Origin of the sequence: Methylomonas koyamae (assembly GCF_001644025.1) — a bacterium.
GTDB lineage: Bacteria > Pseudomonadota > Gammaproteobacteria > Methylococcales > Methylomonadaceae > Methylomonas > Methylomonas koyamae_A.
The window spans coordinates 45,862-66,541 of record NZ_LUUK01000177.1 but is presented as its reverse complement, the minus strand read 5'-3'; the positions used below and the strand labels follow the sequence as shown (position 1 = coordinate 66,541).

At 52.8% G+C, this 20,680-nt stretch carries 27 protein-coding genes, 3 tRNA genes and 1 riboswitch; of the genes, 9 read left to right on the top strand and 21 right to left on the bottom strand.

The features are described 5' to 3' along the window. Positions 1 to 106: 106 nt before the first annotated feature. The 4 genes from A1355_RS14610 to A1355_RS14595 all read left to right on the top strand — a co-directional run bounded on the left by A1355_RS14610 (position 107) and on the right by A1355_RS14595 (position 2,950). Positions 107 to 556, top strand: a complete 450-nt coding sequence (locus A1355_RS14610; RefSeq protein WP_064029396.1) for an ATP-binding protein — start codon at positions 107 to 109, stop codon at positions 554 to 556. After that, a complete protein-coding gene (locus A1355_RS14605) occupies positions 553 to 1,755 on the top strand; it encodes a hypothetical protein (protein ID WP_082885561.1) in 1,203 nt (400 codons plus the stop codon). Before A1355_RS14610 ends, A1355_RS14605 begins: the two co-directional genes overlap by 4 nt. Positions 1,756 to 2,041: 286 nt before the next feature. After that, positions 2,042 to 2,437 carry a hypothetical protein gene (locus tag A1355_RS14600; RefSeq protein ID WP_064029392.1) on the top strand — a complete coding sequence of 132 codons (396 nt, stop codon included), beginning with the start codon at positions 2,042 to 2,044 and terminating at the stop codon, positions 2,435 to 2,437. Positions 2,438 to 2,440: 3 nt separating this feature from the next. Continuing rightward, positions 2,441 to 2,950, top strand: a complete 510-nt coding sequence (locus A1355_RS14595; RefSeq protein ID WP_064029390.1) for a hypothetical protein — start codon at positions 2,441 to 2,443, stop codon at positions 2,948 to 2,950. A gap of 145 nt (positions 2,951 to 3,095) precedes the next feature. On the opposite strand, the gene cysG is transcribed toward A1355_RS14595, so the two are convergent. From cysG to A1355_RS14525, 15 genes are all read right to left on the bottom strand, one after another. Further along, positions 3,096 to 4,484: a siroheme synthase CysG gene (gene cysG / locus A1355_RS14590; protein ID WP_064029579.1), complete on the bottom strand. Its 1,389-nt coding sequence runs from the start codon at positions 4,482 to 4,484 to the stop codon at positions 3,096 to 3,098. Positions 4,485 to 4,501: 17 nt separating this feature from the next. Next, positions 4,502 to 4,861, bottom strand: coding sequence for a (2Fe-2S) ferredoxin domain-containing protein (locus A1355_RS14585; RefSeq protein ID WP_064029388.1), 360 nt, complete (start codon positions 4,859 to 4,861; stop codon positions 4,502 to 4,504). Further along, complete coding sequence (gene cobJ / locus A1355_RS14580) at positions 4,854 to 6,215, bottom strand: precorrin-3B C(17)-methyltransferase (RefSeq protein ID WP_064029386.1); 1,362 nt, start codon at positions 6,213 to 6,215, stop codon at positions 4,854 to 4,856. The genes A1355_RS14585 and cobJ overlap by 8 nt, the downstream gene beginning before the upstream one ends. Then, the gene (locus A1355_RS14575; protein WP_064029385.1) at positions 6,212 to 6,604 is read right to left on the bottom strand and encodes a cobalamin biosynthesis protein; all 393 of its coding nucleotides are present in this window, start codon (positions 6,602 to 6,604) and stop codon (positions 6,212 to 6,214) included. Before A1355_RS14575 ends, cobJ begins: the two co-directional genes overlap by 4 nt. A gap of 4 nt (positions 6,605 to 6,608) precedes the next feature. Beyond that, positions 6,609 to 7,346, bottom strand: a complete 738-nt coding sequence (locus tag A1355_RS14570; protein WP_064029383.1) for a cobalamin biosynthesis central domain-containing protein — start codon at positions 7,344 to 7,346, stop codon at positions 6,609 to 6,611. Then, complete coding sequence (gene cobI / locus A1355_RS14565) at positions 7,339 to 8,115, bottom strand: precorrin-2 C(20)-methyltransferase (RefSeq protein ID WP_064029381.1); 777 nt, start codon at positions 8,113 to 8,115, stop codon at positions 7,339 to 7,341. The genes A1355_RS14570 and cobI overlap by 8 nt, the downstream gene beginning before the upstream one ends. Beyond that, positions 8,105 to 9,412: a bifunctional cobalt-precorrin-7 (C(5))-methyltransferase/cobalt-precorrin-6B (C(15))-methyltransferase gene (locus A1355_RS14560; protein WP_064029379.1), complete on the bottom strand. Its 1,308-nt coding sequence runs from the start codon at positions 9,410 to 9,412 to the stop codon at positions 8,105 to 8,107. The genes cobI and A1355_RS14560 overlap by 11 nt, the downstream gene beginning before the upstream one ends. Positions 9,413 to 9,414: 2 nt before the next feature. Further along, entirely contained in the window at positions 9,415 to 10,518 is a 1,104-nt protein-coding gene (locus A1355_RS14555) for a cobalt-precorrin-5B (C(1))-methyltransferase (protein ID WP_231883678.1), read from the bottom strand. A 4-nt stretch (positions 10,519 to 10,522) separates the two neighbouring features. Further along, positions 10,523 to 11,191: a precorrin-8X methylmutase gene (locus A1355_RS14550; RefSeq protein WP_064029377.1), complete on the bottom strand. Its 669-nt coding sequence runs from the start codon at positions 11,189 to 11,191 to the stop codon at positions 10,523 to 10,525. A gap of 6 nt (positions 11,192 to 11,197) precedes the next feature. Continuing rightward, on the bottom strand, positions 11,198 to 12,019 hold the full coding sequence (locus tag A1355_RS14545) for a sirohydrochlorin chelatase (RefSeq protein ID WP_197471814.1): 822 nt from the start codon (positions 12,017 to 12,019) through the stop codon (positions 11,198 to 11,200). A 2-nt stretch (positions 12,020 to 12,021) separates the two neighbouring features. Further along, positions 12,022 to 12,831, bottom strand: coding sequence for a precorrin-4 C(11)-methyltransferase (cobM, locus tag A1355_RS14540; RefSeq protein WP_064029373.1), 810 nt, complete (start codon positions 12,829 to 12,831; stop codon positions 12,022 to 12,024). Continuing rightward, positions 12,828 to 14,129, bottom strand: coding sequence for a cobyrinate a,c-diamide synthase (locus A1355_RS14535; protein ID WP_331710122.1), 1,302 nt, complete (start codon positions 14,127 to 14,129; stop codon positions 12,828 to 12,830). Before A1355_RS14535 ends, cobM begins: the two co-directional genes overlap by 4 nt. Then, entirely contained in the window at positions 14,126 to 14,776 is a 651-nt protein-coding gene (locus tag A1355_RS14530; protein WP_064029369.1) for a CbtA family protein, read from the bottom strand. The genes A1355_RS14535 and A1355_RS14530 overlap by 4 nt, the downstream gene beginning before the upstream one ends. Position 14,777: 1 nt before the next feature. After that, positions 14,778 to 14,954 (bottom strand): CbtB domain-containing protein, encoded by a 177-nt coding sequence (locus A1355_RS24660; RefSeq protein ID WP_082885556.1) that lies wholly within the window; start codon positions 14,952 to 14,954, stop codon positions 14,778 to 14,780. 86 nt (positions 14,955 to 15,040) lie between these two features. Then, positions 15,041 to 15,171: riboswitch (cobalamin riboswitch) on the bottom strand. Positions 15,172 to 15,347: 176 nt separating this feature from the next. Continuing rightward, positions 15,348 to 15,533 carry a hypothetical protein gene (locus A1355_RS14525; protein ID WP_216614753.1) on the bottom strand — a complete coding sequence of 62 codons (186 nt, stop codon included), beginning with the start codon at positions 15,531 to 15,533 and terminating at the stop codon, positions 15,348 to 15,350. 447 nt (positions 15,534 to 15,980) lie between these two features. Here A1355_RS14525 and A1355_RS14520 point away from each other — a divergent pair, with 447 nt between their 5' ends. Genes A1355_RS14520 through A1355_RS25280 form a run of 5 tightly spaced genes read left to right on the top strand, consistent with a single transcriptional unit; the run spans position 15,981 to position 18,210 of the window. Further along, positions 15,981 to 16,274 carry a flagellar transcriptional regulator FlhD gene (locus A1355_RS14520; protein ID WP_064029365.1) on the top strand — a complete coding sequence of 98 codons (294 nt, stop codon included), beginning with the start codon at positions 15,981 to 15,983 and terminating at the stop codon, positions 16,272 to 16,274. Further along, a complete protein-coding gene (locus A1355_RS24655) occupies positions 16,255 to 16,848 on the top strand; it encodes a FlhC family transcriptional regulator (protein ID WP_082885555.1) in 594 nt (197 codons plus the stop codon). Before A1355_RS14520 ends, A1355_RS24655 begins: the two co-directional genes overlap by 20 nt. A 52-nt stretch (positions 16,849 to 16,900) precedes the next feature. Then, entirely contained in the window at positions 16,901 to 17,494 is a 594-nt protein-coding gene (locus A1355_RS14515) for an STAS-like domain-containing protein (protein WP_064029363.1), read from the top strand. 11 nt (positions 17,495 to 17,505) lie between these two features. Further along, positions 17,506 to 17,973, top strand: coding sequence for a FlhC family transcriptional regulator (locus A1355_RS24650; RefSeq protein ID WP_082885554.1), 468 nt, complete (start codon positions 17,506 to 17,508; stop codon positions 17,971 to 17,973). 12 nt (positions 17,974 to 17,985) lie between these two features. After that, positions 17,986 to 18,210, top strand: a complete 225-nt coding sequence (locus tag A1355_RS25280) for a helix-turn-helix transcriptional regulator (RefSeq protein WP_157197898.1) — start codon at positions 17,986 to 17,988, stop codon at positions 18,208 to 18,210. Between the two features lie 163 nt (positions 18,211 to 18,373). Here A1355_RS25280 and A1355_RS14510 read toward each other — a convergent pair. The 6 genes from A1355_RS14510 to A1355_RS14485 all read right to left on the bottom strand — a co-directional run bounded on the left by A1355_RS14510 (position 18,374) and on the right by A1355_RS14485 (position 20,661). Further along, positions 18,374 to 18,449 (bottom strand) — tRNA-Asn (locus tag A1355_RS14510). A 26-nt stretch (positions 18,450 to 18,475) separates the two neighbouring features. Further along, positions 18,476 to 18,552, bottom strand: a tRNA-Arg gene (locus tag A1355_RS14505). Positions 18,553 to 18,612: 60 nt separating this feature from the next. Then, positions 18,613 to 18,703, bottom strand: a tRNA-Ser gene (locus A1355_RS14500). A 10-nt stretch (positions 18,704 to 18,713) separates the two neighbouring features. Continuing rightward, positions 18,714 to 18,905 carry a carbon storage regulator CsrA gene (gene csrA / locus A1355_RS14495; RefSeq protein WP_064029361.1) on the bottom strand — a complete coding sequence of 64 codons (192 nt, stop codon included), beginning with the start codon at positions 18,903 to 18,905 and terminating at the stop codon, positions 18,714 to 18,716. Positions 18,906 to 19,486: 581 nt separating this feature from the next. Next, positions 19,487 to 19,831, bottom strand: a complete 345-nt coding sequence (locus A1355_RS14490) for a DUF2845 domain-containing protein (protein WP_231883677.1) — start codon at positions 19,829 to 19,831, stop codon at positions 19,487 to 19,489. Further along, complete coding sequence (locus A1355_RS14485; RefSeq protein ID WP_064029359.1) at positions 19,828 to 20,661, bottom strand: quinoprotein dehydrogenase-associated SoxYZ-like carrier; 834 nt, start codon at positions 20,659 to 20,661, stop codon at positions 19,828 to 19,830. The genes A1355_RS14490 and A1355_RS14485 overlap by 4 nt, the downstream gene beginning before the upstream one ends. Between the last annotated feature and the right edge of the window lie 19 nt (positions 20,662 to 20,680).

The following is a 20,680-nucleotide window of genomic DNA, read 5'->3' as shown; positions in this document are numbered from 1 at the left end:
TCACTGGTCAACCCAGTATCACCCGCCTTGGGGAGATGAACAGTTCTCCCCAAGGGGGTAGTCTGTTTCATGTTCTCGGGGCTTTTTTTATACCCGGATATAACACATGAAAACACAAACTAACGAAGTCGCGATGAAAGTGAACCAAGCCAACTTGGTCAAAAGTCTACGCTTCAGTTTCACCAACAAAACCACGGTGCTCGGCGAGCTCATCCAAAATGCTCGCCGGGCCCATGCCGCCATGGTGGTGATTAACTATTGTTCTGAAACCAAAACGCTACAGGTTTTGGATGATGGCTGCGGCATCGACTCGATTGCAACACTACTGACAGTCGCCGAATCCGGTTGGGATGCAGACGTGGTTGCCCATGACCATCCGTTTGGAATCGGATTTTTATCGGCACTGTTTGCCTGTCGGAAAATCAGCGTCATTAGTAAAAGTGGCTCGATTGACGTCGAAACCGACCACATTTTGGCATTTAAGCCGGTGACGATCACACCAGTCCAAGATTGGAACGGCATCACACTACCTTGCAGGATGTGGATATGGACATGAGGCAAATTACCACGACTCTAAAGCGTTTGGTACTCGGTTTCCCCATTCCAGTGCTGTTCAACGATCAATTACTTGAACGCTCATGCGCGCTGGATTGCGGATTGACCTTTGTGGAAACCGAGATTGGCGCAATCTATCTGCATGGTATGGACCAACCCAATGGGGCGCAATATGAGTTCGATATTTATCTGCAAGGTTTGCCCATTTATTCTTCGCATAGCTACACATCGCATCGCCATATTATTCATCTGGACTCTTCTCGTTTTCACGCCCGCTTGCCGGATCGTGACAAATTGGTGGATGAAGCAGATGTCATCAAACTGGTTAAAGCCGTTCTGGCGCAAACCATCGAACAGCGGCTTATCCAGATGAAAGCCACTCAGTCTGCGGAAGATTTCGTAGGTTTTTATGAAATACTGCGGCATTGGGAGCTGTTGAAGCTACTCAACGATGTGCCAGTAGTACCGCCAGAAGCCTTGCGCGAAATCATTGCTTATCCAGTTTGCGATACCGAAGTTTTTGGTAGCTTTGAGCAGCGACCGGAAAAAGCCATGACTCGTGCAGACATAGCGGCTCGCGGTATCGTCTCGATTGATGATGACATCAAGCAAGACGGCGCTGCGCGTTTTATGTTTGCCTGGAGTCGGGATTATTTGCTCTACCACGGTACGTTGGATGAAGACCATTGGCTTCATTCACTGGTTCGGCATCTCAATGATGAAGAACTGGTAATAGAAACGGTCAATGAAAGCCATCAGGCTCAATTCCAAGGTGATTGGTGTTGGGTCTACGTGCGTTTTTGCGAGGCTTACCGAATCCGGCTTGGACAGGATCTTGTTGAAATCACAGATGAAGCTTGCTACCAAGGCCAGGAAAACGCTGATGACATCATTGTGCCCAAGGGCGATTGCTCGGATCAGGTGTTGCAACAAATGGCCAGCTTCAGAAGCGAATACGATGAATTTCAGGAATCGACCTTTGAAAGCGATTCGGATGCCTTCATCGCCTTTGTGGTGGCCAATACCGCCAGCGATCCGGCCAATGCCATGCAACGCTTGTTACCGGATTTTTGCGGCTGTCCTGCACTGTACGGTAAAGCATTCGTGGTGGAGTTGGATCAGCAAGGTAAACTGGCTTCGGTAATGGCGTATCCAGCGGCTCAATCCGTTCAAGCACAAACACCTGCAACTGATAGGTAGCTAAGTCACTTTTATATTAGCGCATTATCCAGCCGAATAATGCGCTCTCCTTCATCACCGCAAATGAAATCAAATTAAAGCTCCATTCATGTATAGTGAAAAATCAACTTTAGACATTCAGCCGCCAGATCCATTAGGGTCGGCGGCTTTTTTGTGCATGGCTTTTTCACGTAGCGTAAAAAAGTAGTTAATATAGTACCTAACCCGCGCGGCCGCCACTCGACGACCCATTGATAGACTGTCGAGTGGCGGCCCATGGAGCATTTATTTGCTCCGGGTTCGCTTCATGTCCTTTTCTCTGCGTAGTAGCCATTTTCTGTCCCAATGGATTTCCGCCTTGCTTCCCGTCGTGCCGCCGCGTTCGCGGGCGAACTTCATCAGATTGCTGCGCGCCTGCCTAGTGTTGCCGGTGCAAACCCTGAACTTGGTGATCGACGATACACTGGCGGTGCGCCACGATCATGCGCACAAAACCAGTCGCCCTGATTTCGTGCAGGCACAATGTTGGGTGACGCTTAGCGTCAGCGTCTTGGGTCACAACAAGGCTAAGTTGGTGCTGCAGATTTTTTCGCGTTTGGTGTCAGACACCGGCAGTCGTAACAAGCTGCCCCTCGCATTAGCCTTGCTGCGGGTCTTGGCACCAACACTGACGGTGCCGACACGGTTGTTATGCGACTCATAGTTCATGCGCGGTCGTTTGGTTTTGCCGTTGCTCAGCCGTGGCATCCAGGTCATTACCCAAGCCCGCATCGATCCCGCCTTGTTTTTGCCGCCCGACATGTCCGGCAGGTCTGGTCGTGGCCGACCGCGGAAGTATGGCCAACGCCTGACGGCGGAGGCGATCACCACCTTGCCGGCGATTGAGTTGTCGCTGACCATCTATGGCAAACGGCAAAAACTGCGAATACGTTCGGCGCTAGCCTTGGCCCGCTTCCTGAAAGGAGCACAGGTGCGGGCCGGCTGGTGCGAGTTTTACGACGACAAAAAACAATCCTGGGCAAAGCCGCGCCTGTTGTTGGTGACTGAAACCGAACTGTCAGATCGAAGCGATGGTCGAGTTTTACGCCCGTCGCTGGTGGATAGAACCCTTGTTCCACAATCTGAAACGCTCGTGGGGGATTTCCAATCTCTGGCAACAATCGCGAACCGCCCTGGGAACCTGGATGCAAATCCGCTCCACCGCCTCCGAGGTTGATTTTCGTCAGTTCTTGAACATAAACCCGCTATCGTCTGTTGATTGGCTCGTTTTAATAATTTTTTATTGTGCCACAGAACTAATCCTAATGAGACTGTTTACCAAAAAGCCTCAGTTTCGGGTAATGCTAACCTCCACTTGTGAATTAGTCCGAACGCTGAAACCAGTCCAATTGTTGATGAAGTGTAACTACCGAACCGATAATAATCAGCGTCGGCGGCGTCATCTCGGCCTGTTCCACACGACTGGGCATATCCGCTATTGTTCCGGTTAAAACCCGCTGGTTTCGGGTCGTGCCTTCCTGAATGACGGCAATGGGGTGATTGGCCGGACAACCGTACTCGATCAGCGATCGGCAGATGGTTGCCAATTCAGCCAGTCCCATATAAATCACAATGGTTTGATTGGGACGAGATAATTGCTGCCAGTCGAGATTGATACTGCCGTCTTTTAAGTGGCCGGTGACAAATGTGCAGGATTGAGCATGATCGCGATGGGTCAGCGGAATGCCCGCATAGCTGGCACAGCCTGCCGCTGCAGTAATGCCAGGCACAACCTGAAAGCTGATCCCTAGTTGTATAAAGGACTCGATTTCTTCACCCCCACGACCAAAGATAAAAGGATCGCCCCCCTTTAATCGGGCTACCCGTTTGCCGGCCAGGGCTAAATCAATTAACAGTTGATTAATCGACTCCTGCGGTAGGCTATGGTTATCCCTCTGTTTGCCGACATAGATTTTCTCGGCGTCTCGTCGGGCCATATCGAGCACTTCTATAGAAACCAGCCTGTCATAAACAATAACGTCTGCCTGCTGCAGCAGACGCAAGGCTTTAAACGTTAATAAATCGGGGTCGCCAGGACCGGCACCTATTAAATACACTTCACCCTCATTTACTGTAGGGTCAGGCTGCTGCAGCTGCGACCGCAGCAGTTCTTCCGCTTCGCTCTGCTTGCCTACAAAAACTAATTCAGCCACAGGCCCTTGTAAAATCTTTTCCCAGAAAACTCTACGCTGACTCGGTTGTGGAATGCGTTGTTTGACCAATAATTTGAATTTTTCAGCCAATTGCACCAACAGGCCAAACGATGCCGGAATGGCACTTTCCACCCTAGCCCGTAAAAGTCGCGTTAATACGGGCGATACACCACTTGAGGATATGGCGACAAGTAGGGGCGAACGATCAATAATGGCCGGGAATATAAAGGAACATAACGCCGGATCATCAACCACATTAACGGGGATTTTCCGCTGATTCGCCAACTTGGAGATCTCTACATTCGTGGAGCGGCAATTGGTAGCGGAAACCACGAGTCCCATGCCGTCGATATCCTCATGCGTAAATGCTTTTTGACGGATAACGATTTGATTTGACTGTTGCATAGCGGCTACCGCGCTACCAATTTCCATAGCAACAACGACGATGTTGGCTCCAGCCCGGAGCAGTAATTCAATTTTTCGCGCCGCAATTTCGCCAGCGCCTACCACCAAACACGTTTGGTCTTTAACTTTTAAGAAAAGAGGAAAATAATCCATAACGCTTTGTTTTACTGCTATGGAACCGAGCAAGTACTTTGATGATAAATCAGCTCTTCGACAGGTCGACCGCCCACCAAATGCTCATCAATGATGCGCTGTAAATTGGTTTCATTGACGTTGTAATACCAGATACCATCGGGTTGCACGCATAGGATGGGGCCGGATTTGCAGGTGGCGAAACAGTGGGTGCGGGTGCGCTTAACCCTGAGTTCGCCTTTATCAATGCCGGCCGCTTTAAATTTCTCCCCCAGGGTTTCGAACAAGGCCTGCGCTTCGCCATTTTCGGTGCAGCGGGGGCCGGTACACACCAGCAAGTGGCGTTTGTAGTCACCCATTTTGGGTTTTTCCGGCATGGGGATGATGTTATCAGTCATGGTGGGTAGGTTCCAGAACAGTTGGGGCGCTAAATTGCGCTCGGTCATCGCGGTAATGTTGTAGGGCTGTGCTGTCGAAGCCTGCTTCGTCAGCGACTAACCATAAGTTGAATAAGGCGTCGCCGTGTTGATCGAGTACCTGAATGCCATAGGCTTGATTCTGTCGGCTCACAAACCAGATCTGCTGGGCCTTGCGCCAGTCGATGTGAAAATGAAAAGCGTCGTTGACGATACTCATCCAGCCGTTTTTGCTTTGCAAATCGGCAGCGTTGATCAGCAATTCCGCTACGGCGCCCGCTTCGCTGCGCACCACGGCGCGTAATTTGCCCCAAGCCTGGAATGATTCCAGCAAACGATTATGGCTGTCCGGGATTGCCCGTTGCGCGCAGAACAGGCCGGCTTGGTCGCCCGGCGTGGACTGGCTGACGGCATCGAGAATGTCCGCCAGCGGTTGCGCGAAGTATGCTGCGGCCTGTTGCAATGTCACCTTGGGCGTGTCGCGCAAATATTGCCGCACACAACCTTTCCAGCCCTCCAAGCCCATGCTCAGCGAACGACCTGCCTGTTCGCCTGCGCGGGTTTCGCCGGTCATGGCGTCATATTTATTGGCATAGCCGCGCGGCGTCACCATCAACCCTGCACGGACGAAGGTGCTGCTGTTGCCGACCAAGACCGTGGTCAACATGCCGATGTCGCAATCGGCCATCTCCACCAAGCGAACAAGCTGGATGTGTTGCCGAGCACGATAACCGGATTTAACGATGGCAACCGGCGTGTCCGGGCTACGATGACGCAGCAATATAGTTTGCGCTTCGACGATATGCTGCGTGCGGCGACCGCTTTTCGGGTTATACAAAGCCACCACGAAATCCCCGCGCGCAGCGCTTTCCAGGCGGCGGGCGATCACCGGCCAGGGCGTCAACAAGTCGGACAGCGAGATCGAACAAAAATCATGGGTCAGCGGCGCCCCGACCAGGGATGCGCAACTCGACAACGCGGTACTACCGGGCACCACTTCCACCTGAATCGGATCATCCGGCGTCCAACCACTGTCCAGCAGCAGTTCATAAGTGGGTCCGGCCATGCCGTAAACGCCGATGTCGCCGGACGACACCATAGCGACGATCTTGCCCTGCTTGGCATGTTCATAAGCTTCGATACTACGATCCAGTTCTTCGGTCATGCCTTTTTTGATGACTTCCTTGCCATCGAGCAAGTCTTGCACCAGTTTGATGTAGGTGCTGTAACCAATCACCACATCCGCTTCCGCAATCGCTTGGCGAGCGCGAGCAGTCATGTGCTCATGCGCGCCGGGGCCGATACCCACCAGTAAAATTTTGCCTGCTTTTGTCATTTAATTCTCGCTATCGAAACGGTGGCGTTCTTGCCGTCCACACCGCAATATTTATGTTTCTCGACCAGTAAATTCGTCAGCTCGGCATTGGCCGCTTTCAGTGCCGCCGCTTCCGCCACCGCCGGTGTACCCATGTATTTCATGACCACCTCGGATGGATTCAGTACCGGGATGCTGGCCAATGCCTCAGCCGGGTAAAAATACAGCGGCCAACGGTGTAGTTGGGCCAGTTGTAACAGGGCTGCTTCGTCGTTTTTTTTGTCGATGCTGGCCAAACCGGCTACCGCTGACACGTCCAGCCCGCATTGCCACAAAGCCTGAGCCAAGGCTTGCCGTAAGGTTTCCAGGCTGGCATTGCGGTCGCAACCCATGCCAATCATGACTTTCATACGCTTACGCTTGATCCCTGGGCGGCCTATACACCACCAGTCGCTCAGCCAGTTGTTGCCAAACAGCCGGATCGATTGCCCGGTGTGTGACCCATAGAATCGACCGGTATTGTTCAGTGTTGACGTCCTCAAAGCGCTGGAACAGATGAATATTGGCCGGTAACGGCGATGGCCGCGTCCACCAATTTGAACTACCGGCTTCTTGCACGAAGGCAATCGGCAGTTGATTGACCACGTCCGCTGACACACGCGTGATGTTAATCTTAGGGGCTTCCACTTGCCAGCCCAGTTCGCGGCCCAAAATGTCCACCGGAATGGTTTTGCCCACATCCGATGCGGTGGTCAGCACCGGCGTGGCATTTAGCAACGCGGCGACTTTTTGGGCATAAGCATTGGCACCGCCGACATGGCCGGATAGCACCGGAATCACGAATTCGGCGGCATCGTCTATCACCAGCACACCGGGATCTTCATCCTTGGATTTAAGATGCGGCGCAATCAGCCGTACCACCGCACCCAGCGACACCAGAAAAATAATTTGGTCGTAGGATGCGAACAACTCACCGATTTGCGCGCTCAATGCCCCCTGATAGACCCGGCGCGGATTGGCAAAATCACCCAAATGCTTGGCTTGTTTCTCCGACACCACCACCTCCGCTTCGGGGAGTTGTGGCGCCAGGCGAGTGGCAATCCCGGCGCCGTGTTTGGTAATCGCCACCAGCGCGACACGCACTTCATTCATCGATTGAGTCCTTTTTCTTGCGGCAACCGCGTTGCATTTCGCTGCGCTGACGGCCTGGGTTTTTGATGATCAGTAACGACAGATAATTGACCTTTTGCCCCTCAAGGCTGGCGATGTCGTGCACCATGCGTTCTTCCGGCGCCCCGGCTTTTTCCACGAACCAGCCATGAGCCAGCAAATCGCGGCGGCGCAACAGATCGATGATGTCGTCCAGCAGCGGTTTGACCTTGAGCAACACCAAGGTATCGAAGTCGCTCAGCATGCGCTCGATCTGCGCGATACCATATCCCGCCGGTACTATGGCGATGGTGTCATCGACATCCGCCAACGGTTCGCCACTGCGCGCCGCAGCGGCATGAAATGACGACACCCCCGGCACTACTTCGACTGTAACTTCCGGCTGTAAGGCACGAACACTGCGTTGCAAATGGCCGAAGGTGGAATAGGTTGATGCATCGCCCTCCACCAGAAACAACACATCCTCGCCGCGTTGTAATATTGCCAACACGGTTTGTGCTGCATCCAGCCAGTAACGGGCCAGAATCTCGGCATCGTGAGTCATCGGAAAATGCAGCTCGCTATGTTCGGCACGCAGTTCCAGGCCGGCGCGCAAGGCTATGTCCAAGGCATAACTGTCGCTGTTTTTTTTGCGCACCGGATAAGTCCAATGGCCCGGACCGGTCAGTAAATCCCAGGCGCGGCGAGTAATGAGCCCAGGATCGCCTGGACCAAGGGAAACGCCGTAGAGGGTGCCGAGTTTAGTGTTCATCTTGACCGCAGGTTTTGGGCTGTAAAGGATGAGTGGCCGATACGATCCACACTGGATTTTCGGCCTGCATGCGATGCATGGCCAGAATCGGGCTACTACGGGAAGCTTGAATCTGGCAGACGTCCCAGTCTGCGCCGAGCTGTTTCAGGGTCTCGACGGCGGTGGACAGGTTCTCCAGCGTGACGAAATTCATCACCAGCCAACCCGCCGGGCGCAAACGCCCTAAACACAAGGCGATCAGTTCGGCCAATTCCCCGCCGGAACCGCCGATGAATACCGCATCCGGATCGCGCCAGGTGTCGAGAAATTGCGGCGCCTTGCCCTGCACGAAGCTGTAATTGTTGATGCCCCAGGAAGCCTGATTCTGTTCCACATTAGCAATATCATCGGCGTTTTTTTCGATGGCAAATACATGCCCGTCCGGACACAAGCGCGCGGCCTCCAGACCCACCGAGCCGGAGCCGGCGCCGATGTCCCAGACAATACTGCTTCTTGTCAGCTGCATGCGGGCAAGCGATACCGCCCTCACTTCGCGTTTGGTGATCAGACCTTTTTCAGGCTTGCGCTGCTGAAAGCTGTCGTCGCTGACCCCGAACAGTACCGGTGCGGGCACAGCCGCTTTGCGTTTCAGAATGACTACGTTGGGATCTCGATAGCTGTTTTGGGCCACCTCAGCGATGGTCAGCCAGGCGCTGACGCGCTGTTCCGGTTGCTTTAGGGCTTCGGCAATCGCCATTTCGAACACATCGGCCAAGCCTTCGATTTGCAATAAGCGGGCGATACGCGCCGGGGTGTTGTCCGGGCTGGTCAATATCGCCAGCAAATCGTGTTGGCGGCAGCGCTGAGCCAATTCGTACAAGCCATGCTCCGGCGTGGCCCCGCGCAGCCATTCACCGGCATCCTTACTGTGGATCGAAGCGATAGCGGCGGCTTGCCAAGACAATTTCAACTCGGCAAAGGCCAATTGCAGGGTGCTCAGATTGGGCAGGATACGCACACGGCTGGATTCCAGTTTGCCGGCCAGAAACCCGGCGATGCCGTGACACAAGGGGTCACCAGTGGCCAGTACCGCGACCGCTTCATTGCGTGCCAACGCGGCATTGATCCAGTCCGGCACTTGTTTGAGTTGCCCGGTTAAGTCGTAGTGTCTAGCTTCAATGATGTCATCAGCCAGCGTTGCCAGCAGACGGCTACCGGCGATGACATGCTTGGCTTCGCGTAATACCTGCAAGGCCTCCTGGCTCAGGCTGGCGACGCCGTTGTCGAGTACGCCGATAAAACTGCACATCGCTTGCATGATCAATTCCTTCCGGCTTCGGCCAGTTTGTTGCCATCGAAATCACACACCAGAACACTGATGTGAAAACGGCCGGGATAACGGTTTTCCAAGGTGGCGATGACTCGGTTAGCCAGTTCGACATGAAATTCGTATTCCAACCCCAACTCGGCCATGCATTCGGAGGCGTAGCGAGCGGTTTCCTGGGCGGCGATGGCGTCGCACACATCGTCCGGCGCACCGATGCTTCGGGCAATATCGGCGACCAGTTCCACATCGACTGGGGCGCGACCGGCATGAGTAATGATTTCACCCTGGGCCATTTTGGTCAGCTTGCCGACCATGCCGCCGATGATGATGTTCCGAATCCCGCAACGAGCGGCGGCGTCCAGTGCGGGTGTTAGAAAGTCGCCCATTTGCACGAAACAGCTTTCATCCAGCTCGGGCAATTCGCGCATCACGAATTTCTCGGTGCGGCCGCCGGTGGTCAGCACCACGCTAGCCTGACCCTGATTGGCCGCCACTTCCACGCCTTGCACCACGCTGGCCCGAAACGCCGCCGTGGAATACGGATGCACGATGCCGGTGGTGCCTAAAATCGAAATGCCGCCGATGATGCCCAAACGATAGTTCAGGGTTTTTTTTGCCATCTCTTCGCCGCCCGGTACGGAGAGGGTCACCTGAAAGCCTCTGGTTTTTAAGGCTTCGCCGGCGATCAAGCGGATGTTATCTTCGATATTTTTGCGCGGAACCGGATTGATGGCCGGGCCGCCAACCTCAAGCCCCAAACCGGGACGGGTGATCTGGCCGATGCCTTCGCCACCTTGCAATACGATAGTGTCCGGTTGTTCTATCCAAATCACATCCGCCGTCAGCCGAGCGTGATGGGTACAATCCGGATCGTCACCGGCATCTTTTTCAATGACAGCATGTGCTCTATCGTTCTGTACGAAGCTTTCTTCGACTTTGAACGCCACGTCTTGTCCATTGGGCAGCACGCAGTCGATAGTGTCCGGCACGCGACCATTCAGCAAACCCTGCACGGCCGCCCGCGCCGCTGCCGCCGAACAGGCGCCGGTGGTGTAACCCTTACGGGTACCTTTGGGTTTGCGTTCGGGCATTGCCATGTTGTCAGGCGTCTTTCTGCCGGGTTTCCGCCAGACTCAGCAAGGCATGTATGGCCGCCACCACCAGTGTCGAGCCACCCTTGCGGCCGCGGGTGATGATCCAGGGCAGATCGTGTAATTCGGCGAGTAAATCCTTGGATTCGGCAGCAGAAACAAAACCGACCGGCATGCCGACGATCAGCGCCGGTTTGATGCCGTCTTCCTTGATCATCCGCAACACTTCCAGCAAGGCGGTGGGGGCGTTGCCGACGGCGACGATGCCTCCATCGATTAAACTCAGGCGCTGCGCTTTTCGCATAGCTTGCACCGCGCGGGTGCTATTGACTTGTTTGGCCGCGGCTATGACATCCGCGTCGGCGATAAACTGGCGGGCGCTAATGCCAAAGTGCGCCAGACGCGGCTGCGACAGGCCGACACAAATCATTTCCACGTCGGCGATGATTGGCGCACCGTTTAAAATCGCTTGAATACCGCCTTCAACCGCCTGCGCGGAAAACTCGGTCAGGCCATTGAATTCAAAATCGGCGGTGGCGTGAATCATGCGTCGCACCACTTGCCATTGGTCATCGGAATAATAGTGCTCGCCGACTTCGCGGTCGACGATGGCAAAAGAATCGTGCTCGATCTGTTGCCCAGCCTGGGTGAGTTGTTCGGTCTGGCTATTTTGGCTCATGGCGGCTCAGTGATGATGGTGGTGTTCAGCGTGTTCACGGTACTGGCAGCCATCGCATTCCAGCATTTTTGGCGCGACCGGGTCGCAGGCTTCAGTAACACGTTGATCCAGCAATTTAAAAATCGCCGGGTCGAAACCAAAATAAGTACCGGCACCGAATGCAATCTGCGGATATTGGCTTTGCAAACGCTCAACCTGTTTGGCAATACGCTCAATCAGCAGGCCGGTAAACAGGTAATACGGCAAAATCGCAATCTGCGTCATGCCCAGTCGCACTTGGCGTTGCACGGCGGTTTCCAGGCGCGGATGGGTAATGCCGGTAAAGGCAATGTCGACCAGTTCATGCTCGGTGGCCTCGAACAGCCAGCGCGCCAGTTTTGCCAGTTCGCCGTTGGCCACTTTGTCGGAGGAGCCACGGCCTAATATGATCACGCCGGTGGTTTTCGGATCAGGCATCGCCAGAGATTTGAGTGCGGTTTTGAGCTGTTTTTGCAGAATGGCCAGCAGGGTTTCGTTGCTGCCCAGATGTGGCGCGTAGATGAATTCGACGCCGGGGAATCGTTCGCGGGCGGCCTCTATATGCTCGGGAATCTCCATCTTCACATGCCCAGCTGCGCTGATGATCAGCGGCACCACGATCACCCGCTCCGAGCCTTGCGCGGCGCGGCTGAGTCCTTCATCCAGCAGCACGTCGGCCAGTTCGATGTAGCACAATTCGATGCGCCAATCGGGGTGTTGGGCTTGCCACTGTTGTTGAAATGCTTGAATTTCATCGTTACCGGCCTGATTACGCGAACCGTGGCCAACCAGAAGGACGGTGGTTGTCATGCTTATTCCTGAGACTGAAGCCGCTCGGCGCGGCGAAAACGATGGGTAAAACCGGCATCATAAAGTTTGGATTTTTTTAACGATGGCCAGTGCCGCGCGCCCAAGGTGGGGCTGATGACGATCATGGCCTGACTGTTGATTTTGGCATCGCGGCAGCGTTGGCGAATGTCGGCCAAGGTGCCGCGGATGATTTGCTGCTCGCCCGGCCAGCTGGCTTTGTGGACCACCAAGACCGGGGCATCATCCGCCCAACCGGCGGCTTTTAATTCGCGTTCGATCGTGGGCAACAAGGTAATCGATAAAAACAGGCACAGCGTGGTGTGATGGCTGGCCAGTTCCTGCAGGGATTCACCCTCCGGCATCGGCGTGCGGCCTTCGACGCGGGTCAAAATCACGGTTTGCGTGACTTCCGGTAAGCTCAGGCTTTCCACCGCGCAGGCCATAGCCGCGAACGCCGACGACACGCCCGGCACCACTTCGACGGCAATGTTGGCGGCATCCAGTGGTTGCACCATTTCAATCAACGCACCATACAAACCAGGGTCGCCGGTTTGCAAGCGAATCACTATTTTTCCGGGCCTAGCTTGTGCGATGAGCCAGTCGCTAATCTGCTCCAGGGTCATGTCTTTGGAATCTTTGATCTCGCATGTGCTGGGTGCCCATTGCGTCGCAGCGGCCTGTACCAGCGAGCCCGCGAATAAAATGGCATCCGCTTTGGCGATCAAGTCGCGACCTTTGACGGTGATTAAATCGGGGTCGCCGGGACCAGCGCCGACAAACCAGACTTTCGATTGACTCGGATCACTGCTCATAGAAAAAATCCAGCCGCGACCTGCGGGTTGAACGGAAAATAAGTGTGCAGGTAGGAAGCCTGCAGCGAACCCACCCGGTAAAAGTTTTCGCTACGGCTACGATTGCGTTGCGGCTTGGATTCAGTGAACGGCTGCAGCGCTGTTTCCAGTTGCGAGTGATGGAAGCTGTGCCCGCGAATTTCGCCTTGTTCCAACTGCAAACTGTGCATGCCCAGATTTACCAGCCGTTTTTGCATCTGCGCGCTACCGGATAACAGTCCGGCCATCGCGGCCGCGTGGCCGTCTTGATCGGTCAAACGTTCCAACAAATATAAAAAGCCGCCGCATTCGGCGTAAATCGGCTTACCGGCTTGATGATGGGCCTGCAAGGCTTGTTTCATGGCAACATTGTTTGCCAATGTTTGCAGATGCAGTTCCGGGTAACCACCGGGCAGATAGATGCTGTCGGCTTCAGGTAATCCCGAATCGGTCAGCGGCGAGAAAAACCTCAGTTCAGCGCCCATCGCCATCAAGCAATCCAGATTGGCCTGATAGATAAACGAAAACGCGGCGTCGCGAGCCACGGCGATGCGTTTGCCGGTTAGTAACGGTGGCGACGCTGTGGTGGTGATCGGCGCGAATGCGACGGGTTCCGGCAATCGGCACGGCGCAAGGCTGTTCAATAATTCGGCGGCGCGTGCCAGGCGAAGATCGAGATCGCCGATTTCATCGGCCTGCAGTAAGCCTAAGTGTCGCGACGGCAAGCCTACGCCATCGTCTTTCGCCATCGCTGCCAATAAGGGCATGTTTTCCGGCAACGCTTCTTTCAGCAGTTTGGCATGACCGGGACTGCCGACTTTGTTGGCGATAACGCCAGCGAACGGCAAGTTGGCTCGATAATGGGCTAATCCATACCCCACGGCGGCAAAGGTTTGTGCCATGCCGCCCGCATCGATGACAACGGCCACCGGTGTGCTGAGTGTCTGCGCCAAATCGGCGCTGCTGCTGTCGCCGTCGAACAGGCCCATCACACCTTCAATCAAGATGATGTCCGCCTCGCTAGCTGCGCGATAAAGCATCTCCCGGCAATGCGCTTCGCCCATCATCCATAAATCCAGTTGATAGACCGGCTGTCCGCAGGCAAAGCTGAGAATTTGTGGATCGATAAAATCCGGGCCAGTCTTGAAGACGCGCACCTTACGGTTTTGCTGGCGATGATGATAGGCCAGGGCCGCGGTAATGGTGGTCTTGCCTTGCCCGGAGGCAGGGGCGCTGATCAATATCGCCGGACAATGACGTGTTGCAGCGGCACTCATCATTGAAATGTCACTTTGCGCAGCAATCGGCCCGATAGGGCACCCAAGACCAGCCAGAATAAGGCGTTATTGATGGATGTCAGTAGCACAAAATGCTGTTGTAATGCTTCGGGGACCAAGGCGTGGGCGACTTCCGGGTGCGGCGCGCCGATCAAATGCGGTAAAGCCAGCAAGCTAACGCCGCCGATTTGCAGCCCGCGTTGTTTGGTCAACATCAGCCCGAACAAACCTATGGCTGTAGATGCCGCAGTAAACAGCCACCACGCTTGGCGACTATGCAATTCGGCGCTGTCGGTGCCGGGCAACTCCGGCGGCAATCCCAGCGACGGCGCGACAAAAAACACCAGATAACCGGCTAAACCCCAGCCGAGTCCAGACAGATAACCGCGTTGATCCCGCCAGTACATCGACGCACTAATCAACAAGGCAAAGCCGAAGCCAGTCAAACCATTGAACAGCCAGGTAAAGCCGTTACGTTGCCATCCATCCATGGGCTGCCAGTCATGCACATGCTCAGCCGAGGGCGTTTCGAACTGTTCGGCGGCCAAAATCAACGGCAGGGTTTGATAGTGTTGCAGTACGCTGAGTAACAGGCCAGCCAATATCCCCGCCAGTAACGAGATGGCGACCAGCTTACGAAAATCCGCCATGTTAATGGCATGGAAAGGCTGCGCTGTGGCGTCCGTCGTGGGCGGCGTTATGTAGGTAGTTATTGGCATCCTGCAAAAAACCCAGACCTAAAACGATGGTCAAGCCCAAAACGATGGCACCCAAGCCGGGCAGAATTTTTGCGGAGGAAATGACGGGGGATGCGGCGAGTGTTTTCATGGTTGTCTGTTCCGAATAAGGTGGACGGAATAACAGAGGGAAAGACAAACCTAAAAAACCGATTTGACAGATCGCCCTCCGCAATACTGTTGACTACAGTTTTAGGCCTGTCTCCGGGCTCGTGACGAATCACCTACCGTTGCGGGGGCAGCGTCGGCATTTAACCGACTTCCAGTTTCACCCGCGAAAAGCGGGAACCTTAAAACCAGTGGCGATTATATGCCGCAGCTAGTCATAGGGCAAATGAAATGTATCGTTCTGTTCTTTATCGTGTTCACGATCACTGGAATCCGCATTTACGCTCCGGTTTTGATTGTGGAAAAGTCCTCGTTTACGGGCAAATTCTAAGATTTTCGGCTCGCGGGTTTCGCAATATTTTTTCAATACCCCGGCTCAGTCGATCCATTTTTTTGAATCAGAACTTCCGATGGAGCGTCCACCAGCAGCGACGATTTCATCCTCCGTGAACCGTCGCTTCGATTCTTCGAAATCCGCCTTATTTAACGACTCTTTGGCTAACGCGCGCGATATGCGGTGGCATTTTTCATCGATTGGCTCGTTATCCACCCAGTCAATCAAGTACTGAATCCCTCGCACCACCCCCAAACTAGGCCACCGACAGTAACGGTATGGTTAGCAAACAGCCGATTCATAACAATGCCCCCAATAACCAAAGCGATATGAGCGAAGAAAAATGATTTTGAAACGTACTTAATTAGACCCAACTCCAATTACGGCTCCATTTACCGTGGGCAAAGCCTCTGATAAGCAGAAAGAAGTTAGAAGAATTTCGGGATCATCAATTCTGCAAGACATGCAAAAAGCCTAGCGTTATCAACTTGGCAGTCCACATATCGAAAAAAGAATCGGCTGTTGAAGAAGCCAATTGATTTGAACAATACCAGACCATATCAGTCGGGAGCTCCGGAGCTTTGTGACCCAAAACGGGTCACTTTGCGACCGGGACATTTGAGCATTACCTGCCTAGCATATCGACAACAGCCGTTAATCAACTAAGAGGCGTCTATGTCAACACTGGATGAAGATCTTGCCCGATTAAATTTCGAATATCTCATGCTAGCCCGGGAATGCGCCCGCAGCAACCCGGCAGAAACAGCATGGCGATTTGGCTTGGATAAAGACCGCATAGAAAAACTCGCAGAAATGACTTTGGAGCATCTTCGGGAACAAGCTGAAAGTAGCCGAGCAGTCATTCAATTGTTGCCGGTCTTCGTTCCAAGTGGCCTTGCCATGGGCACCTACGTGGAATTATTTCAACCTTGTATTCCGAGATGGACAAATGAAGACAGTGCCATTTAAAAAAGCATCAGATTTCGCCAATTACCTGGTTTTAGCCGAACAATTGATTCAGCTTGGCGCTCGTCCTCCCATCGTGAGTCAACTTTGTCGGTTGTCACGCCAACAGAGTATCGACTTGTATAAATCAGTAAAAGGATACCCGCCCAAACAAGGCATGCTTCCTCATGATCATCAATGGGTCATTCAGTCAACCAATCGCAATATTCACGCGTCGCTATTTTTAGGCATTCTCGATGATATTCGGCGGCGATTATCAATTCAGCATTCTTCAGCTCAGGCCTTGGTTGACGCCTATAGCATTTACAAAAACATCGCATCGAAAATATTAACCGAGCCAAAAGGAATATCTCCTGCAGCACAACAGTTCACGTTAGACATAAACAGAGCGTGGTCTTTAATGAGCATGCTCTTGGCCGGCGATTTGATATTCACTGTTTGCGCATATTGCAGCGCGCGCCACCTCAGCATGATTCACCCTGACGCAACCTTCAGCCAATGCCCAATATGCAATGTTTGGACCGATCGTTCAGGAAGACGACGCTGGGTTTCTGCAAAGTCAAAAAAACCAATTTGAACACATCCATTGCCGCCTCGAGACCATCCATTCGCTACTAAGGAGAAGTCGCATGCATATTACTGTCATTACAGCCACTGATTCCCAAATACCTCAGCCCTTACATGGCAAAAACCTGGCTCGTCTCGCACGCGAGTGCTTTGCCAATCATCAAATATTGACCATTGATTTTAAGGGCGTCCGCACAATTACCCAGGGATTCTGTCGGGAATTATTTTTTCCTCTGATTACTGAGTTTGGCGCCGATTTTTTGAAATCGAAACTCATGGTCATTAATTTGAATGACGCCAATGAAAAGCTGATGCAGTCTGCTTTTAAAAACTTGGACGACTATTTCGACAAACTTTCAGAGGTCAATCACCAAGGGTGCGACGAAGAGGTTTTCGATATGAACCAAACCTGGCTGATCAAGGCCAGGGAAATCGCGCGGGAAAATCCAGTATTGACGGAATTGGTGCTGGGAATTACGGATGACGCCATGCGAACAGCACTCGGTCATTTGTCTTTGGAGGACATTCAGTTTATCGCTCGCTCCAATTGGCTTTGCTTTACTCCACGGTTTTCCAGTCAGTTCCTGATGAACATCAATAAAGAACAGCCGCCGATAGTGGAAGCCATGCTTGGTTTAACCGGCTCAATCTGCTGAGAGGGTGGTCTATGCTGAAAAAATATCAACAGCAAACGTTAGCCATTGAACTGCTGAAACGCCATGCCAAGGTGAAAATCGTGCATCAAGTGACCGGCATTCCCATCAAGCCATTAAGACAAACCTATCGACAATTGCATGGACGTTCGCCCAGCCGAGGTTCAATCAAGTTTTCAACACGCGGGTTGACTGGAAGTAGGCGCAAATATAAAGACGTTACGCTGTTTGCGGTTTGCTATCGGGCGGCTGCAAGTAAGTTGGTCGATGATCAAATTCAAACAGTGATAACCGCATTTGACGCCTATAAACATTCCTACCCATTCGGAAACCTCGATTTTTCAGCGGCATGGGTTGTGTCTGAGGACATCAAGGATAAAAAAGTGCAGGTCTCAACATGTCCACATTGTCGTGCCTGGGTACTGTTGAACGCAAGAGAAGATCTGGTTGAACGCTGTGGCGTATGTAACAACTCTTTGTAATCAGGGTATCCAGTGAATATTGAATCCGAGCAAAATTCGACGGCAAAAGAAAAGGAATTCCTGAAAATTAACGACATGGTTGAAAAATTAGGTGTGACTCGGACCCAATTTTGGCGAATGAGGAAGGCTGGCGATGTTCCACCTCCAGTAATTCGAAATCCACAAATGTGGCTTGCAAGCCAAATTAAAGAATTTTATGAAAGGAGGGTAAAGAAAGAAGATGTCGGAACACTTTGATGCTTTAGAGATGCATTCAATCCTTGGTTGTCGTTGGGTGCCGTATGTTTTTCGATCAAGCACGAAATTTTTTTTCGGTTTTGAGTGAAAAACAAAGTGACCATAAAAGTGACCACGCAATAAAAAAGGGCTTAGATATTTCTATCTAAGCCCTTGATTTATTTGGCTCCCCCGGACGGGCTCGAACCGCCGACCTAGTGATTAACAGTCACCCGCTCTACCGACTGAGCTACAGGGGATTAATTCGGTAATACCAATACTCAAATGGCGCGCCCGGAGAGATTCGAACTCCCGACCGCACGGTTCGTAGCCGTGTACTCTATCCAGCTGAGCTACGGGCGCTTATTTGAGCCGCTTATTATCAATGATTTTAAAATAAATTACAACTTATTTTTATTTTAGTGGCGGAGAGAGAGGGATTCGAACCCTCGATGGGCTTTTGGCCCATACTCCCTTAGCAGGGGAGCGCCTTCGGCCTCTCGGCCATCTCTCCTAAAACTCTATCAACTCTCCGCGTTACTCGCTTCGGATTGCTCTTTCTTGATCCTCTCGTAGATTTCTTCCCTGTGAACCGAAACGTCCTTAGGGGCATTAACGCCGATACGAACCTGATTGCCTTTCACCCCGAGAACTGTAACAGTCACATCGTCACCAATCATCAAGGTCTCTCCCACTCTACGGGTCAAGATAAGCATACTATCTCCCTACATGTCCAATTGTGCTTTGTTACTGCAACATACTCGAATCGACAATTATAGTCTCTTTTTAAAAAAAGGAAAGCCTTATTACACCCCAGCTTGACGTCAATGCAGCTTAGAGTCTGTTTAAACGCTATCAGAACTGCGCATGGCGCGCGAGATATAAAAAGAGGCCGCCGTCTTCTTTGGGAAAGAAGCCGAGTAATGCACGGATTTATTCAAGCACAACAGAAGACATCTCCGGGACCGCGCTCAGTGAAGTGAGCAGGGAACACCAGTGATTACTATGCCTGGCTCAACGTCCGGCAAGATGGCGGCCACAAACGACACGATCCACAACCTGCCGAAAAAATGCGGCAGATTTTTACCAAAAATAAGCAGAGCTTTGGTTCGCGTCGTTTAGCGGCTCGCTCAAAGAAGCAAGGCTCTCGGACAGTCTTCTCTTCTAAACAGACGTGGCTCGCATCCGAGCACGAGTAAGCTACCCCAACCAAGCAGGCGGAAATGCGTCGTACATATTCTGCCACCCCGAATTCGTAGACTAGCCTGCGGCCGTTGAAGTCGGAATCGTATCTCGCTCAATACCCATACCCGAGATCTTGGATATTTTTTAATTCGCCGTTTTCGAACTCCAGAAGTTGCTGAAACTTCCTACGCCCGAAATTGTAGGTCCATTCCTCAATAACGACTTCTTCGAATTGATCGATTTCCAATGCACCGTAAGGATGGCGAAACCGTGTACCGCGCACGGCAGTGCGCTCTTCCACACCATCCGGCTCACCGCACTTCGCCAAAACATCGGCTTTGTGGTCACCAATTCGGACCAATTTATGCCCACAACGCATCGCCAGCGCATCAACGGACACAACAAGGCCTATCGACGACACTCCAACCAACACAAACGCGCGAATCAGCGGACTCAAGGACTTACCTGATAGCTTTGGACATAGTTGGTCCCTTTGCTACAGACGTTTCGACTGGTCGGCGACTCACAAGAAATATCGGAAAACTCCGCTTTCAATTCGCCCGGTTTATCGGGGACGAAATAAAAACGAAAATTCGGGTCCGCGCTAATTGCAATGTCGATCTTAGCGTTCAGCACCGGCTTGTCATTGAAACTGACCTTCAATTGGTCGACAAACTGCGATTTGCGGATGAAGCGAGTCACCTGATCCATCTGCATGCCGGTCAGATTCGGATGACTGATCATTAGTTGAGCCAAGGTCGGTTGCCCGGTTTGCACGCCTCCGTCCAAACGGAATTTAACCTTGCCGATCCGCTTAAGCGCTTCGTCCAAATCGGCTCCAATGGGTGCCGAACAGCCACCGCTGGCCTTGACGAACTTTTTAGTCATCGTGAACTTGCCGTCGCTGGTTTGTGCAACCGCGCGAATGTTGCTATAGGTATTGACCCTGACCCGCATCGCCAAATCGGCTTTACCGCTCTCCGGGAAGAACTCGAATTCGCCAACAAATGGAAACGGGTTCTTATCGACGAACAACCAAATTTTTTTGACGAACTTGTCTTTGGCCTGAGGAATCTTACTCGTGACTTTCAACGGCACGATCGCCGGATCCTCGGCACGATACGGCGCTTCCAGCTCGATAACGTCCGAGCTTTCTTCAATGCTCTTGCCCGCGAAAAACTGGTCTTTCAACACCGTATTCCAAGTCAGGTCGTCGCCTTCCGCGTGGACGCTAACCGACGAAATCAACAGAATCGACGCGGCCGCCAATCGAGATACATAATGCATGGTTTAAATCTCCCCAGGT